The organism is Colwellia sp. C1TZA3 (genome assembly GCF_007954265.1).
Lineage (GTDB): Bacteria > Pseudomonadota > Gammaproteobacteria > Enterobacterales > Alteromonadaceae > Cognaticolwellia.
On record NZ_VOLS01000003.1, the window covers coordinates 1 to 21,799 of the forward strand.

Below are 21,799 nucleotides of genomic sequence, written 5' to 3' on the forward strand. Positions count from 1 at the left end.
TTATACCAGTTCCATTAAGTTTGTGATCTTGTTGTGCGCAGGAAAAATAATTCAAGGTAAGGCGCTCGATTGAGCAATAGCTGGCTATTGGGAGTGAGAGCAACACAGCCTTGAGCTATTTTAACTAGTACAAGTGAGCAATAACTTAATGTAATTGGTATTATACCAATTTGATTAATTAGTGGTTTACTGAGCAGTTTTAGCTATCTCGAAGCTAGGGTGGCAGATTCAAAGGATAAAAAAAGGAGCCATTAGGCTCCTTTTTGTAATTTTTGCTTATTTTATTAAATAAAGCTGGTCTTAACGACGTAGACCTAATTTACCGATTAAAGCAGTATAACGTGTAACGTTTTTGCCTTTTAAGTAATCAAGTAATTTACGACGTTGGCTTACCATACGTAATAAACCACGACGTGAATGGTGATCATGGATGTGCTCTTTGAAGTGACCTTGTAAGTGGTTGATTTGTATACTTAACAAAGCAACTTGTACTTCTGGAGAACCAGTATCACCTTCAGCTTGAGCATATTCTGCAACGATAGCAGCTTTTTCAGCAGCGTTTAAAGACATAATTTTACCTTAATTTTAGTGTTTAAAATCGCGTCGAGCCGAACACTAAATCAGCAAGACGTTCTAAGAACAAGTATTCTATCAATAACTACTGCAATTGCAACTTAAACTGATAGTATAACTACCCAACAACAACAACTATTCGTATTGTTAACTGATAACGGTAATACGTTTAGGATTAACTAACCCATCATCATCAATTTCTCCAACACCAATAAACTCACCCGTATCAACATCATCACCGATGAATACTTGTACTAGACCGTTTGCTGGCGCATTTGAGCACTGTACTGGGTTACCGTGGCGTAAAAAATTTGCTGACATATCATCAACAAAAACCGCGGGAATACCATCGCAAGCGGTTGTCATCGGTAATAATAGTTCATCTAAATACACCGATGGCGCAACATCTTCAGCTACTGCTTGTGCCAACAGGGTTTCTAATGTTGCGATGGTCACCATTTTTGCTGTCGGGTAATTACCCACAGCACTACGACGTAAATCAGCAACATGAGCACCACAACCCAAAAGTTCACCTAAGTCATCAATGATAGTGCGGATATAAGTCCCTTTAGAGACATGAATATCTAAGTCGACTTCATCACTTTCAAAGCGTAATAAGTCCAAGCGAAATACCGTAATGTCACGTGATTCTCTTGGTACTTCAATACCTTCACGAGCATATTTATATAAAGGTTGCCCTTGATACTTTAATGCTGAATACATTGATGGGATCTGTTGAGTTGTACCACGAAATGACGCTAATGCTATGGCTAATTGCTCAGCACTCACATCAACAGGCTTTTCACTAACAACCTCACCATCAGCATCACTAGTCGTGGTGCGTACACCTAATTTAGCGGTAACTTGGTAAGTTTTATCGGTATCAAGTAAGAACTGAGAGAACTTAGTTCCTTCACCCAAACATATGGGTAGCATACCGGTGGCTAATGGATCTAAAGCGCCGGTATGACCTGCTTTTTGCGCAAAATAAATATGCTTAACTCTTTGCAGCGCATTGTTAGACGACATATCGTAGGGTTTATCAAGTAATAAAACACCATTAACAGCACGGCCTTTTCTTTTCTTCGCCATGGTTATTTGCTCTCTGGGGCTTCGTCTATTTCACCTTCGTGATTCTTCACATCATCAGCAACCGCTTTATCAACTAAGTTACCCATGCGAACTCCTTCAACCATAGAGCTGTCATAAATAAACCGTAGCTCTGGCATAATGCGGGCATTAATACGCTTAGCTAACAAAGTACGAATATAACTCGCCGCTTCATTTAACACCTCGATTGAAACATCAACATTTTGACCTTCCAAAGTGAAGAAGGTAACAAAGATTTTTGCATAGGCTAAATCACGGGTAATTTCTACTGCATTTACCGTCACCATACCTAAACGTGGATCTTTGACTTCGCGTTGAATAATCATCGCGATTTCTTTTTGAATTTCTTGTGCAACTCGATCAGTACGAGCAAATTCTCTGGCCATAAATAATTCCTACAACGTAATGAGCTAACATTAATAACAGTATACCTGCATCAATATTAAGTATTAGGTATATTTTGTAAATGAAAATGGAGGCTAAGCCCCCATTTTAACTAAACTATGAAAACTAAACGCGATTAAAGTGTGCGTTTAATCTCAATCGTTTCAAATACTTCGATTTGGTCACCAACGCGAACATCGTTGTAGTTCTTAACACCGATACCACATTCAGTAGCGTTGCGAACTTCTGGTACATCGTCTTTAAAACGACGTAACGATTCCAACTCACCTTCGTAAATCACGACATTTTCACGTAATACACGAATCGGTGCTGAACGTTTGATAATACCTTCTGTAACCATACAACCAGCAATTGCGCCAATTTTTGGTGACTTAAATACATCACGTACTTGTGCTAAACCGATAATTTCTTGTTTAAACTCAGGAGCAAGCATACCGCTCATAGCTGCTTTAACTTCGTCAATCAAAGCGTAAATCACACTGTAGTAACGTAAATCAATTTTCTCAATTTCAATCACTTTACGCGCTGCTGCATCGGCACGAACGTTAAAGCCGACCACAATAGCGTTAGAAGCTGAAGCTAAGGTTGCATCTGTTTCAGTAATCGCACCAACGCCACTACCGATAATGCGCACTTTAACTTCATCAGTAGAAAGTTTAGTTAGTGCGTCTGAAATCGCTTCAAGTGAACCTTGAACATCAGATTTAAGTACCACATTAACTTCAGAAACTTCACCAGTAGCCATACTCGCAAACATGTTTTCAAGTTTAGCTTTCTGTTGACGCGCAAGTTTCACATCACGGTATTTACCTTGACGGAATAGAGCCACTTCACGCGCTTTCTTCTCATCTTTAACCACGGTTGCTTCATCACCTGATATCGGTACACCACTTAAGCCAATAATTTCTACTGGAATAGATGGACCGGCAGATTGAATCGTATTGCCGTTTTCATCACGCATAGCACGAACACGACCGTATTCTAAACCACAAAGTACGATATCACCTTGGTTCAATGTACCTTCTTGAACAAGGACAGTAGCCACTGGGCCACGGCCTTTATCAAGTTTAGACTCAACAACAACACCATTGGCCATTTTGTCAACAACAGCGGTAAGTTCTAGCACTTCTGACTGGATTAATATCGCATCAAGTAACTCGTCAATGCCTAAATCAGTTTTAGCTGATACATAACAGAATTGAACTTCACCGCCCCACTCTTCAGAAAGTACGCCGTGTTGTGATAATTCACTCTTAACACGATCGATATCTACACCTTCTTTATCCATTTTGTTAACCGCGATAATAATTGGCGCGTCAGATGCTTTAGCATGCTGAATGGCTTCAATCGTTTGTGGCATTACACCATCATCTGCGGCAACAACAATGATAATAATATCAGTTGCTTTAGCACCACGTGAACGCATGGCTGTAAAGGCTGCGTGACCAGGAGTATCAAGGAATGTGATCATTCCGTGTCCTGTTTCTACATGGTAGGCACCAATATGTTGAGTAATACCGCCCGCTTCACCATCAGCTACTTTAGCTTTACGAATGTGATCAAGTAATGACGTTTTACCATGGTCAACATGACCCATAATAGTAACAACGGGTGCACGTGTAATCGCTTCACCGGTATGATCACGGTCTGAAAGTACCGCTTCTTCTAAGGCATTTTCTTTCACTAGCACCACTTCACGACCCATATCTTCAGCAACTAATGCTGCAGTTTCTTGGTCAATCACTTGGTTAATAGTTGCCATAGCACCCATTTTAAACATCGCTTTAACGACTTCAGCGCCTTTAACAGACATTTTGTTCGCTAACTCCGCCACCGAAATAGTTTCGCCAATGCGTACTTCGTTCAGCTTAATTTCAACTGGCTTAGTAAAGCCATGCTTTAAGCTTTGAGGTGAAGATAAGCCTAACTTGCCTTTGCCTCTGGCATTACGACCACGGTTATTCCTGTCTTGGCCAGCTGGTTTTTTCTTCTTACGTCGGCGACCACTTTCATCAGCCGAGTCACTTTTATCTTCAGCTTCTTGCGCGTATTTAGAAGAGGTTAAATGCACCACTTCTTTTTCTTTCGCTTTACGCTCTGCTTCTTGCTCTTTCCAACGTGATTCGTTTTCTTCAGCAAGTTTACGTGCTACTTCTGCAGACAAGCGGGCTTCTTCTTCCACTTTAGCGGCTAATTCTGCATCTTGCTGTAAGCGTAATTTTTTCGCTTCTTCAGTTTCTGCTACCACTGGCACTGGCTTAGCAGCCGACTCTTCAATGCTTTTTGCTTTCACTATAGCGGCTTGTTTAGCTTTAGCTTCTGCTTCAACTTTTGCCTCTGCTTTAGCTTCTGCCTGCACTTCTGCTTTTACTGCAGCAACGGCAAGCTCGTTTACCACTTCCTTAGCATCAGCTTCAGCTTTAGCTTTCGCATCAATTTCAGCTTGAAGGCGCGCTTCTTCAGCAGCCTTCGAATCAACATCAGCTTGTTGTTGCTCTTCTACATCGCTACGTTTTACATAAGTACGTTTTTTACGTACTTCTACTTGCACCGACTTAGCTTTGCTACCGTGACCTAAAACCAAAGTAGATTTTTTCTTACGGCTAAGCGTTAATTTGCTGGGGTTAGCTGTTGAATCATCACCATGTTGCTTTTTCAAATGATCAAGCAGGCTTTCTTTTTCTTCTTGCGAAACAGAATCAGTTGCCGATTTATTCACGCCCGAGTCAGCCAATTGGCTAACTAAGCGATCCACCGGTGTACCGATCTCTTTGGCAAGTTGTTCTACTGTTACGTTTGCCATCTATATAATTCTCCCGGTGAGTTATTCTTCGTTAAACCAACAAATATTACGTGCAGCCATAATTAGCTCGCCCGCTTTGGTTTCATCTAATTCTTCAATGTCTGATATTTCGTCAACACCTTGTTCAGCAAGGTGTTCTAATGTGGTAATACCACGACTCGCTAATACAAACGCTAAATGACGTTCTAAACCGGCAAGATTTAATAAATCTTCAGCTGGCTCTGAGCTTTCAAGTGTTTCTTCACTAGCTAATGCTTGTGTAGTAATTGCCGCTTTTGCACGTTCACGCAATTCTTCCACCATATCTTCGTCCATGCCATCAATATCAAGCATTTCAGCAACAGGTACGTAAGCAATTTCTTCTAACGATGTGAAGCCTTCTTCTACTAACATCAAAGCAAAGTCTTCATCAAGGTCTAGCTTGTCAATAAATAGCGTTAATACTTTATCGTTTTCAGCTTGGTGTTTTTCGTTCATGTCTGCAACAGTCATCACGTTTAATTCCCAGCCAGTTAATTGGCTAGCTAAACGTATATTTTGACCACTTCGACCAATCGCCATGGCTAAGTTGCCTTCTTCGACAGCGATGTCCATAGTATTTTTGTCTTCATCAACAATGATAGAGGCCACTTCTGCCGGTGCCATCGCATTGATAACATATTGTGCCGGGTTGTCATCATATAAAACGATATCAACGCGTTCGCCGCCTAACTCACTCGAAACGGCTTGTACGCGTGAACCACGCATACCAACACAAGCACCAACGGGATCGATGCGTTTGTCGTTACTTTTTACTGAAATTTTCGCACGAGAACCTGGATCACGAGCTGCGCCTTTGATCTCAAGCATTTCTTCACCAATTTCTGGTACTTCAACGCGGAACAGCTCAATTAACATCTCAGGTTTAGTACGGCTGACAAATAATTGCGCACCACGTGCTTCTGGTTTAATTTCATAAAGTAAACCACGAACACGATCGCCTGGACGAAAACTTTCACGCGGCAACATGTCATCACGGTAAATAATAGCTTCTGCATTATTTCCTAAATCTAAAATGACACTGTCACGGCTAGCTTTTTTCACCACACCTGTGATGATTTCGCCAATTTGTTCTTGGTAAGCATCAACAATAAGACCACGTTCTGCTTCACGAATTTTTTGAACGATAACTTGTTTTGCCGTTTGTGTTGTTACACGGTCAAACTTAACTGATTCAATTTGATCTTCAACATAATCACCAACGTTTAATTCTGGTTCATCATATTGTGCTGCCGCTAAACTAATTTCGGCATACGGGTTTTCCATCGGTGTATCGCTTTCTTCAACGATTAACCAGCGACGAAAAGTATCAAATTCACCCGTTGTACGGTCGATACTGACACGAACTAAAATGTCGCCTTCATATTTCTTTTTTGTCGCCGTCTCTAAAGCGGTTTCCATCGCTTCGAAAATGCTTTCTCGTGGTAATGCCTTTTCATTAGAAACAGCATCTACAACCAGTAATATTTCTTTACTCATGCTAGTTAGCCTTTCTCAATATTTTAAATTTATTTACGATGGTTATAAACAAGATGAGCCTTGTCTATATTACTGATAACAAGTTCATATTCCTCGTTATCAACCATGACAATTAGACTGTCGTTTTCAACAGTAACTAATTTGCCTTTGAATTTTCGACGGCCATTCAATGGCATTGAAATTTTTACTTCTACCGTTTCATCAACAACTGCTTCGAAGTGCGCTTTATCAAAAAGCGGGCGATCAAGCCCAGGTGATGAAACTTCTAAGCTATATTCACTACTGATTGGGTCTTCTACGTCTAGCATAGCCCCTACTTGACGACTGACTTCAGCACAGTCATCAACATCGATGCCATTTTCATGGTCGATAAATATTCGTAAAACCGAATGGTTACCCGCGCTATGAAATTCAACGCCTAATAATTCCTTACCCGTTTCTTCAACGGCAGGACGTAACATTGCGGTTAGTTTGTGTTCAAATTTAGCCAATCACTTTCTCCAATTTGGGAATACAGAAACAAAAAAAGGGCATAAAGCCCAGCGATATACCTTGCTGCTATTGCACCTTTTTACGTGGTTAAGATACAAAAAAGCCCCATTACGCGGGGCTTATTCACTGAACCCACGATGTAAACCAAGCAATAACTTTCTTGGTTCTGCATAACAATATCTTAGAAAATCTATCTAATTGCGATAAAAATCTATTCAGTGAAATATTGCTACATTCAAGCTGCGCGTATTATATAGAATTGCTGTTTTTATAGCAAGTTAATTTTCGCAGACGAAACAAGGGCAAGATAGTAGGCTAACGGTACTTTAGAGAAAAAAATTACTACAAATTTTACTGACATGAGTATAATAATTATTGTCTCATAATCAGATAGTTAGTAAATTACCTCAATTCATGTTAAAAATCACTCGCAATACTTAACTTGTTATCATTACAGCGGCACATACCGGCATTCTGGAATTATATGTATAAATATTCTCAATTACTTTTAAGAAATTGTCTCTTTGCTTTGGGCTTTAGTGCTAGCACTGTACTTGCCTGTATTTTTCTATTAGCATTTCAAAGCTCTGAGCAACAAATTCAACATCAACAGGTATTACTCACTTTAGACCAAGAAGTAAAACCTAACAACAGTGCAATGTTTGCCAAACAATTGCCAAGGTTCAACCGTTACCAATTTATAAATATTGCTAATAATGAAGCTGCCATTATTATTAATCAGCAGCAAGAGCCTGTGCTACTTGCCGGCTTGATATTGGCGCCTATTAGCCAAGTTAACTTACCTAATTCAGCTTTAACAATACGCTATCAGTTAGCTGTCAATCATAGCGTAGTCGTTTTACACAAGACACTATTATCAGTATTTGTATTAAGTGTTGTATTCATTTTTATTGCAACATCACTTAGCCTAGCAAGGTATCGCCGCTTAACTCAAAAAATTAGTCGTCAAGTAAAACGAGACCTTAGTGTCATTATTTCCGGTGAAGATAACCCTAATGAGGTCAAAGATAATGAAATTGATTTACCTGAAATTCAACAACATCTAGCTGAGCTCAAAACGCTCATGGCTAAAAAAACAACTGCGACAGCCTTATTAGAAAAAGATGCCTACATTGAACCTGTAACTAAATTAGAAAATCGTAACCGGTTTATTCAATTTTTTGAAAATGCTGATAGCCGCTCCGATTTTGGTGTTTTGTCGATTACTCGTTGCTCTGAGTTACAAACCATTAATCAAATCCACGGTTACCATGAAGGTGATAATTATATTCGCAAGGTGGCTGACATCATGAAAAATGCCATTAGTCAATATAGAGGTGCGCAAGTATATCGTTTAAATAGTTCTGACTTTGCGACCTTAATCCCCAATGTCAGCTTAAAAAGCGCAGAAACATTTGCGGCAGATCTAACCGCAAGCTTCAATGAATATCAGCATACATCGGATCTAGATTCTGTTGGTTATACGGGGTTGGTTTACTTTGATGATGACAAGCCTTTAGGTGAACTTTTAGCGTTGGCTGATACCGGTATTAGTGTCGCCCAAACAAAAAGTGTTAATGCTTGGTATGCCCAGACTGACAGTAGCATTTTAGACAACAGCAGTGCGAGTTATGGCAATCAACATTGGCGACAAGAAATTGATAGTGTTATTGAAAATCAAAGAATTAATTTGCTTGTCCAGTCGATTAAACCCAGTAGCCCTAACAACCGTGTGTACTCCGAGGTTTTAGCTCGTTTTTTAAACAGTAATGACGATATTCTTCCCACCGCTTCTTTTTTCGCCATGGCTGAAAAGCTCGACAAAATTGTTGCTGTTGACCGGATGATTATAGAGGCTGTTATAAAAGAGATTGCTGATAGAAATATGCAAGAGCATTTTTTTGGTATTAATATTAGCGCCCGTTCAATTAATGACGGCTATTTCCTTATTTGGTTAGAAAGGCGGCTTTTACGCGATACCGCCATTGCCGCAAAACTGGTGTTTGAAATTACCGAAAGCGGTTTGCAACAAAATATAAAAACCAGCAAAAAATTTATTGATATGATCCACCGAGTTGGCGCCAGAATTACCGTTGAACGTTTTGGTATTGGATTGACTTCATTTAAATTCTTTAGAGATTTAAAACCTGATTTTATTAAGATGGATAGTACTTACACTCGAGATATTGACGAAGACAAAAATAATCAATACTTTATGCGTTTAATGGTAGATTTAGCGCACAGATTAAGTGTTAGTGTCTTGGCAGAAAGCGTTGAAAGCCAAGAAGAGAAATTTATGCTTGAAAAACTATTTGTTGATGGCTGTCAGGGTTTCTATGTGGGTAAACCCAGAGCTATCTCTTCAATGTAGTAGGTTAAAATAATAGCAAATAAGCCACTAAAACATAGTGGCTTTTTATTTTTTAATTGAGTTTTAAAAATCATTAGCTTGTTATTTCATTGTTTAACTTTACAGCCGTTTTTGCAGCATAATTAACTAACGAGACATTAAAATGAATACCCTTACGGTTCATCTGTTGTTTATTGCCAGATAAACACGGATAATAGTGCGAATTTTCACAGTAAAATATTGATCGAATGACTGATTATCTCTTGCTACTTGTTGGCACAGTATTAGTAAATAACTTTGTCTTGGTTAAGTTTCTAGGCTTATGCCCATTTATGGGCGTGTCGTCTCGAACTGAAACCGCCATAGGTATGTCGTTTGCGACAACATTTGTTATGACGCTAGCCTCGTTACTGAGCTACATCGTCAATAATTATATTCTAGCGCCCTTAGGTTTAGAGTATTTAACGACAATGACCTTTATTTTAGTGATTGCCGTTGTCGTGCAATTTACCGAAATGGTGGTGCATAAAACCAGTGCAAACTTATATCGCTTGTTAGGGATTTTTCTACCCCTTATCACCACAAACTGTGCAGTACTTGGTGTCGCATTATTGAATCTTTATGAACAACATAATTTCTTCGAATCAATAATTTACGGTTTTGGCGCCGCGGTTGGATTTTCATTGGTATTAATCATGTTTTCAGCCATGCGAGAGAAACTAGCTAATGCCGATGTACCCGCGCCATTTAAAGGTTCGGCTATTGCCATGATCACCGCCGGTTTAATGTCATTAGCATTTATGGGCTTTACAGGATTGGTTAAGTTTTAATGAGTACCGTCATCGCAATATTAGTACTAGGTGTTATTGCCGCCTTATTTGGTGCCTTGTTAGGTTTCGCTTCAGTGCAGTTTAAAGTGCAAGGTGATCCACTGGCTGAGCAATTAGATGCACTACTGCCACAAACACAATGTGGTCAATGTGGATATCCGGGGTGTAAACCCTATGCACAAGCCGTAGCCAACGGTGAAGCAATCAACAAATGTGCCCCCGGCGGTGAAGACACTATCAAAAAAATTGCTGATTTAATGGGTGTGGAAGTTCAACCCTTAGATGAGAATCACGAAGCAGATAACTCACCTAAAGTCGCTTTTATTATTGAAGAAGACTGTATCGGCTGCACCAAGTGTATTCAGGCTTGTCCAGTTGATGCCATTATAGGTACAACCAAGCAAATGCACACAATCATTACTGACGAATGTACCGGTTGCGATTTATGTGTTGCACCGTGCCCAGTAGATTGTATAGAGATGATCCCAGTTGCCACAACAACGCAGAACTGGCAATGGGATTTAAATAGTATTCCTGTAGTACAAATAAATTAAGACGAGGTTTGGGTGGAATCGGTAATTGAACGTATAGAACGAGGCAGTTTTTGGCAGTTTCATGGCGGCATACACCCGCCTGAGCAAAAGTTTCTCACTTGCACCAAACCCATTGCTAGTGCGCAAATTCCTGAACAGTTGATTATCCCTATTCGTCAACATATTGGCCAAGCAGGTAACTTAGTTGTTAAAGTGGGTGACAAGGTACTTAAAGGACAAATATTAAGTGCTTGTGACAGCCCAATGTCAGTGCCAATTCATGCCCCCACTAGTGGCACAATCACAGCCATTCAGTCAATGGCGATCCCTCACCCTTCTGGATTAAGTGAAGCTTGTATTATATTAACACCTGACGGTGAAGACACCTGGAAACAGCGTCATATTTGTCCTGACTTTCACTTATTAAGCAAAATACAAATAATAGAAAAAATAGCTAATGCCGGTATATCGGGTATGGGCGGCGCAGGCTTTCCAACGCAAGTCAAAGTCAGCACCTTAGCTAAGATAGACTACTTAATTATCAACGCGGCTGAGTGTGAACCTTATATTACGGCTGATGATTTATTACTCCAAGAACATAGCCCAACCATTCTAGACGGCATTAAAATTATTGACCATTTGTTATCGCCGAAAAATATCCTTATCGGTATCGAAGAAAATAAAACCGAAGCCACTGATGCCTTAAAAAAAGCCACGGCAGATATAGATCATATTAAGATTTGTGTTATTCCAACAAAATACCCAAGTGGCGGCGAAAAACAACTGATAAAAATATTAACCGGTCAGGAAGTCCCGAGTGGTGTTTTACCAAGCTCTTTGGGTATGGTGATGCAAAACGTTGCCACTTGTTTTGCTATTGCTGACGCTGTTATCAACGACACGCCACTGATCAAGCGTGTTGTCACCATCAGCGGGCAAGCACTAGAAAAACCACAAAATGTCTGGGCACTTATTGGTACTCCAGTTGGTTTTTTAACCCGTCAATGTGGCTATAACAATAGTAAAAACAGGCATTTAATCATGGGTGGTCCTATGATGGGTTTTAGTTTACCCCATGATCAAATTCCAGTAATAAAAACCACCAACTGTATTTTAGCGCCTAGTGAAATTGAAATAGCTTCACCCTTTTCATCTACTAGTAGTAAAGAAGTTGAGTGTATTCGCTGTGGTCAATGTGCCGATGTCTGCCCTGCACAATTGCTACCACAAGAGTTACAATGGAGTGCAAAAGCAAAAGATCAAGCACAACTGGCCAAGCTTAATCTATTTGATTGTATTGAATGTGGTGCATGTGCCTACGTTTGCCCAAGTCAAATTCCTTTAGTGCATTATTATCGTGTTGCCAAAGCTGAAATACGTCAACAAAAATTACTTGATATCAAGGCAGAAAAAGCCAAAGTTAGATTTGAAGCACGTAAGCAAAGACTTGAACGCGAGAAAGTAGCACGAGCAGAAAAACATAAAAAAGCCGCTGAGGCTCGCAAAGCTAGAATGAATACAGATACAAGCGCGGCAAAATCAGAAAAATCTGCAGTCGCAGACGCACTTGCTCGCGTAAAAGCAAAAAAAGCTCAAGCCAGCATAAAGCAGAACACTGCTGAGAATGATTCTGAGGATGCTACTACTACTACTACTACTACTAGTGCGGCTGAGAGTTCTAATACTAGTACTGTCGACATTACTGTCGAATCGGTTGCAGCAGTTGATGATGGCAAAAGCCAAGTCGCTAATGCTATCGCAAGGGCAAAGGCGAAAAAGTTAGCACAAAAAAACCAAGCACAAATAGATTCGTTAGATACACTACAAAACAATGAGTCACCAAGCTCGCTGACATCATCGCAAGCAGCGCCTGTTGTTATTGACAGAAAAGCTAAGGTTGCCGTAGCCGTTGCTAAAGCAAAAGAAAAAAAACGTCAAGCATCAGCAGCAAACAGTCCTAGTAGTCAAGTTGACATTATTGACACAGCAACAAAGGCATTAAAACCTAATGCGGTTAACCTAGATTCAGTTTCAGATGACAAAGCCACTCAAGCTATAGATAAAAAGGCTAAAGTAGCCGCTGCAATGGTAAAAGCGAAGGCACAAGCCAAGATGAAGGCAAGCTTAGGTACTGAAACCTCGTTTAATAACCTTGAAAAATCAACAACTAACCTTGAAAGTAATATTGATCTTGGGGCAACCTCAGAGTGTGATGTACCGGCACAAGTTAAAAATGTTGAAGCTGCTAAAACCAAAAAAACACAAGGTGAACCACAAACGGTTAGCAATATTGACACCAAGAATCTAGATCGAAAAACTAAAATTGCAGCGGCGATAGCCAAAGCAAAAGCAAAAAAACTAGCCGCTTCATCCGACAAATCACCAACTTCAGAGTAATTAAGTACCATGGCCTTTTGGATAGCAAGTTCACCCCACAATCATCAAAAAAATGAAACATCAAGCCTAATGAGGCTGGTGGTTTATGCCACGATTCCTGGCATATTTGCGCAATGGTACTTCTTTGGCTGGGGTAACTTAATTCATATTTCTTTAGCAGTAGCCGCCGCAATTATCGCTGAATTTACGGTGTTAGCGTTACGAAATAAAAAAATAACCCCACAGTTATTTGATGGTAGCGCGATATTAACCGCCGTTTTACTCGGTATAAGTTTACCTGCCTTAGCCCCTTGGTGGATATCAGTTATTGGCAGCCTTTTTGCGATCGCACTAGTTAAACAACTCTATGGTGGTTTAGGCCATAACCCTTTTAATCCAGCAATGGCGGCCTATGTAATGCTGCTAATTTCATTTCCACTGCAAATGACCCAGTGGCAACCACCACTGTCATTATTAGCCATGGATATACAATTAAGTGACACGCTGGCCGTTATTTTTTCTGGCTATACGCCGCAAGGCTACTCAGTTGAACAAATTCGTACCCACATCGATGGCTTTACCATGGCAACCCCGCTAGATACGGTTAAAACTAATATGACTTTGGGATTAACTGTCGTTGAAAGTATGCAAGCCCCCACCATAGGTAAACATTTTGGTGTTGGCTGGGAATGGATCAATGCGGGTTTTCTACTGGGTGGCTTATTTTTACTGGGGAAAGAAGCGATTCCTTGGAGTACACCCGTAAGTTTCTTATTAAGCTTATTTATTTGTAGTTTTATTGCCTTTATGATCAGTCCTGATAGCAACGCCTCAACTATGTTTCATTGGTTTACAGGAGCGACCATGTTGGGTGCATTTTTCATCATAACTGATCCGGTTTCTGGTGCTACGAGTGTTAAAGGTCGACTGGTCTTTGGCGCACTCGCTGGTTTATTAGTTTTTCTGATCAGAAAGTTTGGTGGCTATCCTGATGCCGTCGCTTTTGCCGTTTTACTGTGTAATATGGCCGCGCCTTTAATTGACCAATATACCCGTCCTCGCACGTACGGCCACGACTTAGAAGTGAAAAAATAATGTCAACGTTAACGCCTGCAATAAGTAAAAACTCAAAAATATTGGCTTTATTCGCGATGGCGTGTACGGCAACAGTTGCTTTCGTGCAGCTACTCACAGAAGATCGTATTGAATTTCAGTCTCAACAACAGTTAATTCAACAGTTAAACCAAGTTATTCAAACAGATAGTCATGATAATGAAATGTTTCGTGACTGTATTATAGCGCCTACTGGCAAGGATACAGAGCTGTTAATTGATGTGATTTATCGTGCTCGATTAAATAACACACCAACAGCTGCAGCGATTAAAACGGTGGCACCCGATGGCTATAGTGGCAATATCGAATTGTTAATTGCCATAAATACTGATGGCAGCGTTAGTGGTGTTAGAACATTACTGCATAAAGAGACACCTGGTTTGGGTGATAAAATAGAACTAAGAAAAAGTGACTGGATAACAACATTTTCTGGAAAAAAAGTCCTTGGTAACAATGACAATCGCTGGGCAGTTAAAAAAGACGGAGGCATGTTTGACCAGTTTACCGGAGCCACCATCACCCCCAGAGCCGTAGTAAAAACAGTTAGAAAAACAATTGACTACTTTCAAGCTAATCAAAAAGTCATTTTTAATACCGCCAGTAACTGTGGAGTAGAACAATGAAAATAAACTCAGAATATAAAGAGTTAGCTTGGCAGGGTTTATGGAAAAACAACCCCGGCTTAGTGCAATTGCTGGGGCTTTGTCCCTTATTAGCGGTAACGTCAACGGTTGTTAACGCTTTAGGCCTAGGCATTGCAACAATGTTTGTACTGATTTGTTCAAACGCCACCGTCTCAGCCATCAGACAATGGGTACCCAAAGAAATCCGCATTCCAATATTTGTACTTATTATTGCTACCTTTGTTACCTGTGTGCAGTTGCTGATGAACGCTTTCACTTACGATTTATATCAATCATTGGGCATTTTTCTACCACTCATCGTTACCAACTGCGCCATTATTGGTCGTGCAGAAGCCTACGCCTCTAAAAATCCGATTAAACAATCCAGCTTTGATGGCTTAATGATGGGGCTTGGCTTCTTAGCCGTATTAGTTGTCTTAGGGGCAGTACGTGAAGTCTTAGGTCAAGGCACGTTATTTGATGGCGCAAACCTGCTTTTAGGACAATGGGCAACAGGACTAAGAGTAGAGATTTACTCACTTGATAGCCAATTTTTATTGATGATATTACCGCCAGGTGCCTTTATTGCCATGGGCTTTTTAATCGCCGGTAAAAATGTTATTGATCATAAAATAGCGCAAGCAAAACCTAAAAAATTAGAACAAGCTATTGAACGTGTTCGTGTAAACTTTGAAAATTAAATAAACACACTTAGATAAGTACAGTTAAATGAAAATAATAAAAAATATCTCTGATGAATAAAGAAAAACGATTAGCTATGTTAGCTCGGTTACGAGACAACGACCCAAGCCCAACCACAGAGCTTAATTTCTCAAGTGCCTTTGAGTTATTAATTGCGGTATTATTATCCGCTCAAGCCACTGATGTCAGTGTCAACAAAGCCACTGATAAACTTTATTCTGTCGCTAATACACCACAAGCACTGCTTGATCTTGGTCTTGATGGTTTAAAATCTTATATTAAAACCATTGGTTTATTTAACACCAAAGCGCTAAATACCCTTAAAACCTGTCAAATGATTATCGATTTGCATGGTGGTGAAGTGCCTAAAAATAGGGCAGCCCTCGAAGCCCTACCCGGCGTTGGCAGAAAAACTGCTAATGTTGTCCTCAACACAGGATTTGGTTGGCTAAAAGATAATGAGGGTAAATACTTTATTGCTGTTGATACGCATATCCAACGAGTAGCTAACCGCACTGGCTACGCCAAAGGCAAAACAGTAGAAGAAACAGAAAAAAATGTTATTAAACACACGCCAAGAAAAACAGAATTTTTCTTTAATTTACATCATTGGCTAATTCTGCACGGTCGTTACACCTGTATAGCTCGCAAGCCAAAATGTGGTTCATGTATTATTGAAGACTTATGCGACTTTAAAGACAAAACTGAAGACTAAAAATTACTTAAAGTATTTAAGACCAGTACAACTTCAATATTGGCAATTGAGCTTAAACTTTTATTGTTAACGCCATCAACACAAGTATATAAAAACCACATTACTGATCATGCGATGTCTTTTCAACATTTTATACCAGTTCCATTAAGTTTGTGATCTTGTTGTGCGCAGGAAAAATAATTCAAGGTAAGGCGCTTGATTGAGCAATAGCTGGCTATTGGGAGTGAGAGCAACACAGCCTTGAGCTATTTTAACTAGTACAAGTGAGCAATAACTTAATGTAATTGGTATTACTAATAACTTAGCGGTTGTTGCTCACAAACTACCTCCTTAAACTGGCTGTGTTGGATAAAGTTGGTCAGTCAGGCCGCTAAGATTTTCAATCACTAATACCTTGTAATGTCTCAACCAGTATCGCTCTTCTGCTTCTGTAAACAAGTAATACCAAGTTGATTAATTACCTGCTCATTTTTAATGGTTAAAATGAATAACTACAGCGTTATAAAATTTATAAGTAGAATAACTACTGACTAAATTTTATGCCTTGTATTTATCCATTTTTCCTCATGAAAAATTAGATCACTTAATTAATCAAATTGGTATAACTTATCGCTAGTTGCAATGATGGGCTTGATCAATGGCGTAGGTATTTTTCAGTTAACTAATAAATTTCAAAGTCACTTTGATTAGTATCAATTAATTTATATTCTGACCATTAGAAACGAGGCAAGCATTATATCAGTACCTATCACTTTATATTTTTGATATTAAAAGACATGATCAAAGCAATAAAAAACTAGGCTAAACATTTAACAAAGAGACCTATTTAATCACTCAAGAGTCTGATTTAATTACCCGTAACTTTTGTTTCATAAAATCGATAAACATGCGGTTTTTATTTGGCATATATTTACTTTGCACATACTGCAGACAAATATCACCGTGATAGCTACATTGTAACTGCCAGTCTTTCAATAGCGGAATCAGCCTTCCGGCTTCAAGCCCCTGCTGCGCGGTATAATCAGGTAAAGAGCCAATACCAAAGCCCTGCTCAATCGCGTCTCGACGCATTTCGCTGTGGTTAAGTAAATATGATCCCGTTACTTCTACCGTGGTTTTATGATTTTCATTACTGAATCGCCATCGGTTGTCGGTCATATTTTCGCCTAAGCAAATGCAAGGTAAAGCTTTTAAATCATCGGGATGTGTTGGCAAAGCATGTTTTGCTAAGAAATCAGGACTGGCACATAACACCTGCTCAACGCGACCAATGTTAACATTTACCAAAGCTTCAATAGGATAGTCATTAATATGAATCAAGAAATCAACACCGTCATGAATCGGATCTAATATACGATCGGTTACTTTTAAATGTAATTGAATATCTGGGTAGCATTTTAAAAACTCCACAAAAAGTGGCCGTAATACCTGATTAGCGAGTGATTTTGGCGCAGCCACCCTCAATAATCCACTCACCGTTGATGTTACAGAACGACTGGCGTTAACCGCTTTTTCTGCAGACTCAACCATCTGTTTACAATAATCAAAGGTTATTTTTCCTGACTCAGTTAACGCTAGTTGTCGTGTCGTACGCTGTAATAGCTTGATGCCTAATGCATCTTCTAGTCTGCTTATTTGACGACTCACTGCTGAGGGTGTTACGCCAAGTTTTTTTGCCGCTTTACTAAAATTCCCCTGCTCTACCACAGTGACCAAAATAGCCATATCAGATAATAAGGGCATCAGTTTATTTGTGTCCATTAAGCACAAGTCCTTTTACAAATACGTGTATTGTTTTAAATATCTCATAGATTAACATACATCCGCAGTAACAAGTGAGCTGCTGTAAGCATATTTTAAATGATAAGAGGTAAATATGGAGTTGTTAATAAATACATATATGGCAGAAATTATTGCGGTCAGTACCATCGCTATTCTTATGGCTATGTTACCTGGGGCTGATTTTGTCTTAGTGACCCGTACTAGTATCAACAATGGTCGTTTGGCCGGCTTGTATATGAGCCTAGGCATGTGTTTGTCTGTTTGTATTCATGCAAGTTATTCAATTGCAGGATTAGCGGTGGTGATTGCAAATTCAGTCTGGTTATTTTCTGCAATCAAATATCTAGGTGCGGCTTATCTTATTTACATTGCTTGGCAGTTGTTAACAACTGCCAAGCCTTTAAATAATCAACAAAAACATCAAACAGCAGATATTTCGCCCTTTATCGCGCTGCGTCGAGGCTTTACTTGCAACATATTAAACCCTAAAACATCTATCTTCTTCTTAAGTATTTTTACCCAAGTAGTATCGGTAGATACCCCATTAATAATGCAAATAAGTTATGGCTTGATCATTATATTGGCACATTTTATCTGGTACAGCGGTGTTGCTTTACTGTTATCACACCCGAGTATATTGCCTCGCTTTAATCGACAAAAACAAAAAATTGATAAAGTGGCAGGATTTGTCTTGATGCTCCTTGCTGTAAAGCTCACCCTTATGAGTGCTATTTAAATAAAGCCTACAATTAGTAATTATAAAACAAAGCTAATTGTAGGTATTCAAACATAATTTTCATTCAGATATGGCTAGAAAAAAATTCAGGTTTAATTTTGATTTTCGCCCATTACTTATTATTCTACAAATACTTAGTAGTTTAGCGTCAGGTATTAAAAATTAACCTTCAGCACTCAACACTTAATATTTACTTTCCAAGTGATGAATTTATTTAAGTTTGGCTAACTTTTCGATATGTGCCGGTGAAACCCCACAACAGCCACCGATAATAGATGCACCAGATTTAAGCCAAGATAGTGCAAATTCATTATACTTTTCTGGCGGAACATCATCTCTGACACCAGAAATACCATCATTTTCATTCGCTGCGTGTAGTTCGCCAATTGGTGGGAAATTATTTGCGTACACACCTAACTGAACTTCGTTTTCAATTCCTTGATCTAATAACGCTTGTTTAGCGATTATAAGTGCGTTCTGCATTACTTCGACACGGCTACAATTAAATAATATTGCTGAAACATTTTGTCCTGCAATTTGGCTAACAGCATCATAAACTGACTCACCAGAACGTAGGGTGGACTCGGTAGATATTTCATCTTTAACGGTAAAGGCGATCCAAGTAGGTTTGCCAGTGACAACAGTGCGAGCCTTTATCATCGCGGCTTCTGCGATAGAAGATATTGTTTCGGCTAGCCAGATATCTACATCAACCTCCTGATTTTTTATTAATAACTCAAGCAATGGCTGTGCTTGTGCGACTGAAAAAAGATCCGGTCGGTAAGAGCCTAATAATGGTGGAATACAACCCGCGACTAACAAATTTGAATTATCGTTGACGCATTCTCGTGCTAACCTAGCAGCTAGCTTAATGAGTTCAGCCCCTTGTTTGTTAAAGCGTTTCTCTCCAATATGAAAGGGCACTAACGCATAGGTATTGGTAGTGATAATTTCAGCTCCGGCCTTTATAAAGCTACGATGCACTTGGGAGATAAAGTGTGGCGCTTCAATGAGTGCTTGAGCTGACCATTCTGGCTGCTGAAAAGGGGCGCCAATACGCTGAAGTTCACGGCCCATGCCACCGTCAAGAATTATCGGTAATGTAAACTCTAGTTTCATATTAACTTTTTCATCTGTTGTCTATAAAATAAGAGCAGAATAGCCATGCGATTGATGGAAAGCAAGTGTAAGTCGGGACATTGATAAAAATTGCACCATACTTTAGTCTTTTGCATGTTATACCAGTTCCATTAAGTTTGTGATCTTGTTGTGCGCAGGAAAAATAATTCAAGGTAAGGCGCTAGATTGAGCAATAGCTGGCTATTGGGATTCAGAGCAACACAGCCTTGAGCTATTTTAACTAGTACAAGTGAGCAATAACTTAATGGGATTGGTATTAGTCGCTAGTAGCAGCGTACTGACTTGGTCAACCACAAACATACCCTTGCGTACTTAAATTATATAAAAATCATTATACCGCGCATTAGTTACCTTATTATTTACCGAAAACAGATTGACCTTTAATATCAATAGAGCTAAATTGAAAGCGCTTCCAGATGCTGTAAAAAAGCTGAAAGCTCTAAAATCATTGACGCTAACTAAAACCACTAACAATAAATCACTAAGAATAAATAACTATGAAATTGACTTTACCTTATAACTCAAAAATGAATTCAACAGATTTTATTTATGGCGTTGCTACTGCCTCATTCCAAATCGAGGGAGGTATCAACCAACGATTGCCCTGTATCTGGGATACATTTTGCTCTTTAGAAAACAGTATTGTTGATGGTTCAAATGGAGACATTGCCTGTGATCATTACCATAGATGGCCTCAAGACATTGAGATGATTGAATCTCTCGGCGTTGATGCTTATCGTTTATCTATTTCATGGGGAAGGATTATTAATGAAGATGGCAGTATCAATGAAGCAGGTGTCACATTTTATATTGCCTTGTTAGATAAATTAGTTGAAAAAAACATTAAATCCTTTGTTACGCTTTATCACTGGGATTTACCTCAACACCTTGAAGATAAAGGTGGTTGGTTAAACAGAGAAACAGCTTACGAATTTCAAAAATATACCGAAATAGTTATTAAAGCATTTGGCAATAGAGTGCATTCTTATGCAACATTAAATGAGCCTTTCTGTAGCGCTTATTTAGGCTATGAAATTGGCATTCATGCACCGGGTATTAAAGGTAAAGAGTTCGGTAAAAAGGCGGCTCATCACCTTTTGCTTGCGCATGGTTTAGCAATGAAATCACTTAAAAAATTAAGCCCAAACACACTTAATGGCATCGTACTTAATTTTACCCCTTGCTACCCTGCTTCTGAAAATTCAGCTGATATAGCAGCAGCTCAGTTCGCCGATGATTATTTTAATCAATGGTATATCAAGCCTATTTTTGATGCTCAATATCCAAAAATACTTTCACAACTGCCATTATCGCAACATCCTGATATTATTACAGGTGATATGGACATCATTGCAGAATCTGTTGATTTTTTAGGTATTAATTATTATACACGTGCAATATATCAAGCTGATGAAAGTGAAATATTCACTCAAATTTCCCTCAAAGATGTTGCTTTAACAGATATGGGTTGGGAAATATATCCAACAGGTTTTTCTGATTTATTGATTTCTTTAAATGCCAAATACACCTTACCTCCCATTTATATCACTGAAAATGGCGCAGCGATGCCTGACAGCATCAAAGACGGCAAAGTAGAAGATGCTCACCGAGTCGCTTATTACCAAAGCCACCTTAACGCGGTAAATACAGCCATTGAAGCAGGTGTCGATATCAGAGGTTACTTTGCTTGGAGCTTGATGGATAATTTTGAATGGGCTGAAGGCTATTTAAAAAGATTTGGTATTGTTTATGTTGATTATCAAAGCCAAGAAAGAACAATAAAAGCCAGTGGTTACGCCTATCGTGATTTAATCAATCAACGAAAAAACAATATTTTATCAAATAGTTAATTGAAAAATAAAATACTTTAAACACAACTATCATTAAAAGAAATGTTGTCTCCATATGATACCAATAACGCTGTTTTAAGTGTTTTAAACTATCTTTTGAATATAATTGAACAATTTAAAGTGTCATTGTATATAAAATAAGAAGAAT

At 39.1% G+C, this 21,799-nt stretch carries 18 protein-coding genes; 10 read left to right on the top strand and 8 right to left on the bottom strand.

What is annotated here, in order from left to right; genetic code table 11:
- Nucleotides 1-300 precede the first annotated feature (300 nt).
- The 6 genes from rpsO to rimP all read right to left on the bottom strand — a co-directional run bounded on the left by rpsO (nucleotide 301) and on the right by rimP (nucleotide 6,900).
- On the bottom strand, nucleotides 301-570 hold the full coding sequence (gene rpsO, locus ESZ39_RS01540) for a 30S ribosomal protein S15 (RefSeq protein ID WP_146878034.1): 270 nt from the start codon (nucleotides 568-570) through the stop codon (nucleotides 301-303).
- Between the two features lie 150 nt (nucleotides 571-720).
- Nucleotides 721-1,665 (bottom strand): tRNA pseudouridine(55) synthase TruB, encoded by a 945-nt coding sequence (gene truB, locus ESZ39_RS01545; RefSeq protein ID WP_146878035.1) that lies wholly within the window; start codon nucleotides 1,663-1,665, stop codon nucleotides 721-723.
- A 2-nt stretch (nucleotides 1,666-1,667) separates the two neighbouring features.
- Entirely contained in the window at nucleotides 1,668-2,069 is a 402-nt protein-coding gene (gene rbfA, locus ESZ39_RS01550) for a 30S ribosome-binding factor RbfA (protein ID WP_146878036.1), read from the bottom strand.
- Between the two features lie 134 nt (nucleotides 2,070-2,203).
- Nucleotides 2,204-4,891, bottom strand: a complete 2,688-nt coding sequence (gene infB, locus ESZ39_RS01555; RefSeq protein ID WP_146878037.1) for a translation initiation factor IF-2 — start codon at nucleotides 4,889-4,891, stop codon at nucleotides 2,204-2,206.
- Nucleotides 4,892-4,912: 21 nt separating this feature from the next.
- Nucleotides 4,913-6,409, bottom strand: coding sequence for a transcription termination factor NusA (nusA, locus tag ESZ39_RS01560; protein ID WP_146878038.1), 1,497 nt, complete (start codon nucleotides 6,407-6,409; stop codon nucleotides 4,913-4,915).
- 29 nt (nucleotides 6,410-6,438) lie between these two features.
- The gene (rimP, locus tag ESZ39_RS01565; RefSeq protein WP_146878039.1) at nucleotides 6,439-6,900 is read right to left on the bottom strand and encodes a ribosome maturation factor RimP; all 462 of its coding nucleotides are present in this window, start codon (nucleotides 6,898-6,900) and stop codon (nucleotides 6,439-6,441) included.
- 485 nt (nucleotides 6,901-7,385) lie between these two features.
- Here rimP and ESZ39_RS01570 point away from each other — a divergent pair, with 485 nt between their 5' ends.
- The 8 genes from ESZ39_RS01570 to nth all read left to right on the top strand — a co-directional run bounded on the left by ESZ39_RS01570 (nucleotide 7,386) and on the right by nth (nucleotide 16,143).
- Entirely contained in the window at nucleotides 7,386-9,272 is a 1,887-nt protein-coding gene (locus ESZ39_RS01570) for an EAL domain-containing protein (RefSeq protein WP_146878040.1), read from the top strand.
- A gap of 227 nt (nucleotides 9,273-9,499) precedes the next feature.
- A complete protein-coding gene (gene rsxA / locus ESZ39_RS01575; RefSeq protein ID WP_146878041.1) occupies nucleotides 9,500-10,081 on the top strand; it encodes an electron transport complex subunit RsxA in 582 nt (193 codons plus the stop codon).
- Complete coding sequence (gene rsxB, locus ESZ39_RS01580; RefSeq protein ID WP_146878042.1) at nucleotides 10,081-10,635, top strand: electron transport complex subunit RsxB; 555 nt, start codon at nucleotides 10,081-10,083, stop codon at nucleotides 10,633-10,635. The genes rsxA and rsxB overlap by 1 nt, the downstream gene beginning before the upstream one ends.
- A gap of 12 nt (nucleotides 10,636-10,647) precedes the next feature.
- On the top strand, nucleotides 10,648-13,011 hold the full coding sequence (gene rsxC, locus ESZ39_RS01585; protein WP_146878043.1) for an electron transport complex subunit RsxC: 2,364 nt from the start codon (nucleotides 10,648-10,650) through the stop codon (nucleotides 13,009-13,011).
- Nucleotides 13,012-13,020: 9 nt separating this feature from the next.
- The gene (gene rsxD, locus ESZ39_RS01590; RefSeq protein ID WP_146878044.1) at nucleotides 13,021-14,085 is read left to right on the top strand and encodes an electron transport complex subunit RsxD; all 1,065 of its coding nucleotides are present in this window, start codon (nucleotides 13,021-13,023) and stop codon (nucleotides 14,083-14,085) included.
- Nucleotides 14,085-14,726, top strand: coding sequence for an electron transport complex subunit RsxG (gene rsxG / locus ESZ39_RS01595; protein ID WP_146878045.1), 642 nt, complete (start codon nucleotides 14,085-14,087; stop codon nucleotides 14,724-14,726). Before rsxD ends, rsxG begins: the two co-directional genes overlap by 1 nt.
- Nucleotides 14,723-15,427, top strand: coding sequence for an electron transport complex subunit E (locus tag ESZ39_RS01600; RefSeq protein WP_146878046.1), 705 nt, complete (start codon nucleotides 14,723-14,725; stop codon nucleotides 15,425-15,427). The genes rsxG and ESZ39_RS01600 overlap by 4 nt, the downstream gene beginning before the upstream one ends.
- Nucleotides 15,428-15,480: 53 nt before the next feature.
- Nucleotides 15,481-16,143 (top strand): endonuclease III, encoded by a 663-nt coding sequence (gene nth / locus ESZ39_RS01605; RefSeq protein WP_146878047.1) that lies wholly within the window; start codon nucleotides 15,481-15,483, stop codon nucleotides 16,141-16,143.
- Between the two features lie 834 nt (nucleotides 16,144-16,977).
- Here the strand turns inward: nth and ESZ39_RS01610 are convergent.
- Nucleotides 16,978-17,904 carry a LysR family transcriptional regulator gene (locus tag ESZ39_RS01610; RefSeq protein ID WP_146878048.1) on the bottom strand — a complete coding sequence of 309 codons (927 nt, stop codon included), beginning with the start codon at nucleotides 17,902-17,904 and terminating at the stop codon, nucleotides 16,978-16,980.
- Nucleotides 17,905-18,019: 115 nt separating this feature from the next.
- On the opposite strand from ESZ39_RS01610, the gene ESZ39_RS01615 reads away from it, so the two are divergent.
- On the top strand, nucleotides 18,020-18,661 hold the full coding sequence (locus ESZ39_RS01615; protein ID WP_146878049.1) for a LysE family translocator: 642 nt from the start codon (nucleotides 18,020-18,022) through the stop codon (nucleotides 18,659-18,661).
- Nucleotides 18,662-18,871: 210 nt separating this feature from the next.
- Here the strand turns inward: ESZ39_RS01615 and ESZ39_RS01620 are convergent, their stop codons facing one another.
- Entirely contained in the window at nucleotides 18,872-19,780 is a 909-nt protein-coding gene (locus ESZ39_RS01620; RefSeq protein WP_146878050.1) for a homocysteine S-methyltransferase family protein, read from the bottom strand.
- A 518-nt stretch (nucleotides 19,781-20,298) separates the two neighbouring features.
- On the opposite strand from ESZ39_RS01620, the gene ESZ39_RS01625 reads away from it, so the two are divergent.
- Complete coding sequence (locus tag ESZ39_RS01625; RefSeq protein WP_191321681.1) at nucleotides 20,299-21,651, top strand: GH1 family beta-glucosidase; 1,353 nt, start codon at nucleotides 20,299-20,301, stop codon at nucleotides 21,649-21,651.
- The last annotated feature ends 148 nt before the right edge of the window (nucleotides 21,652-21,799 follow it).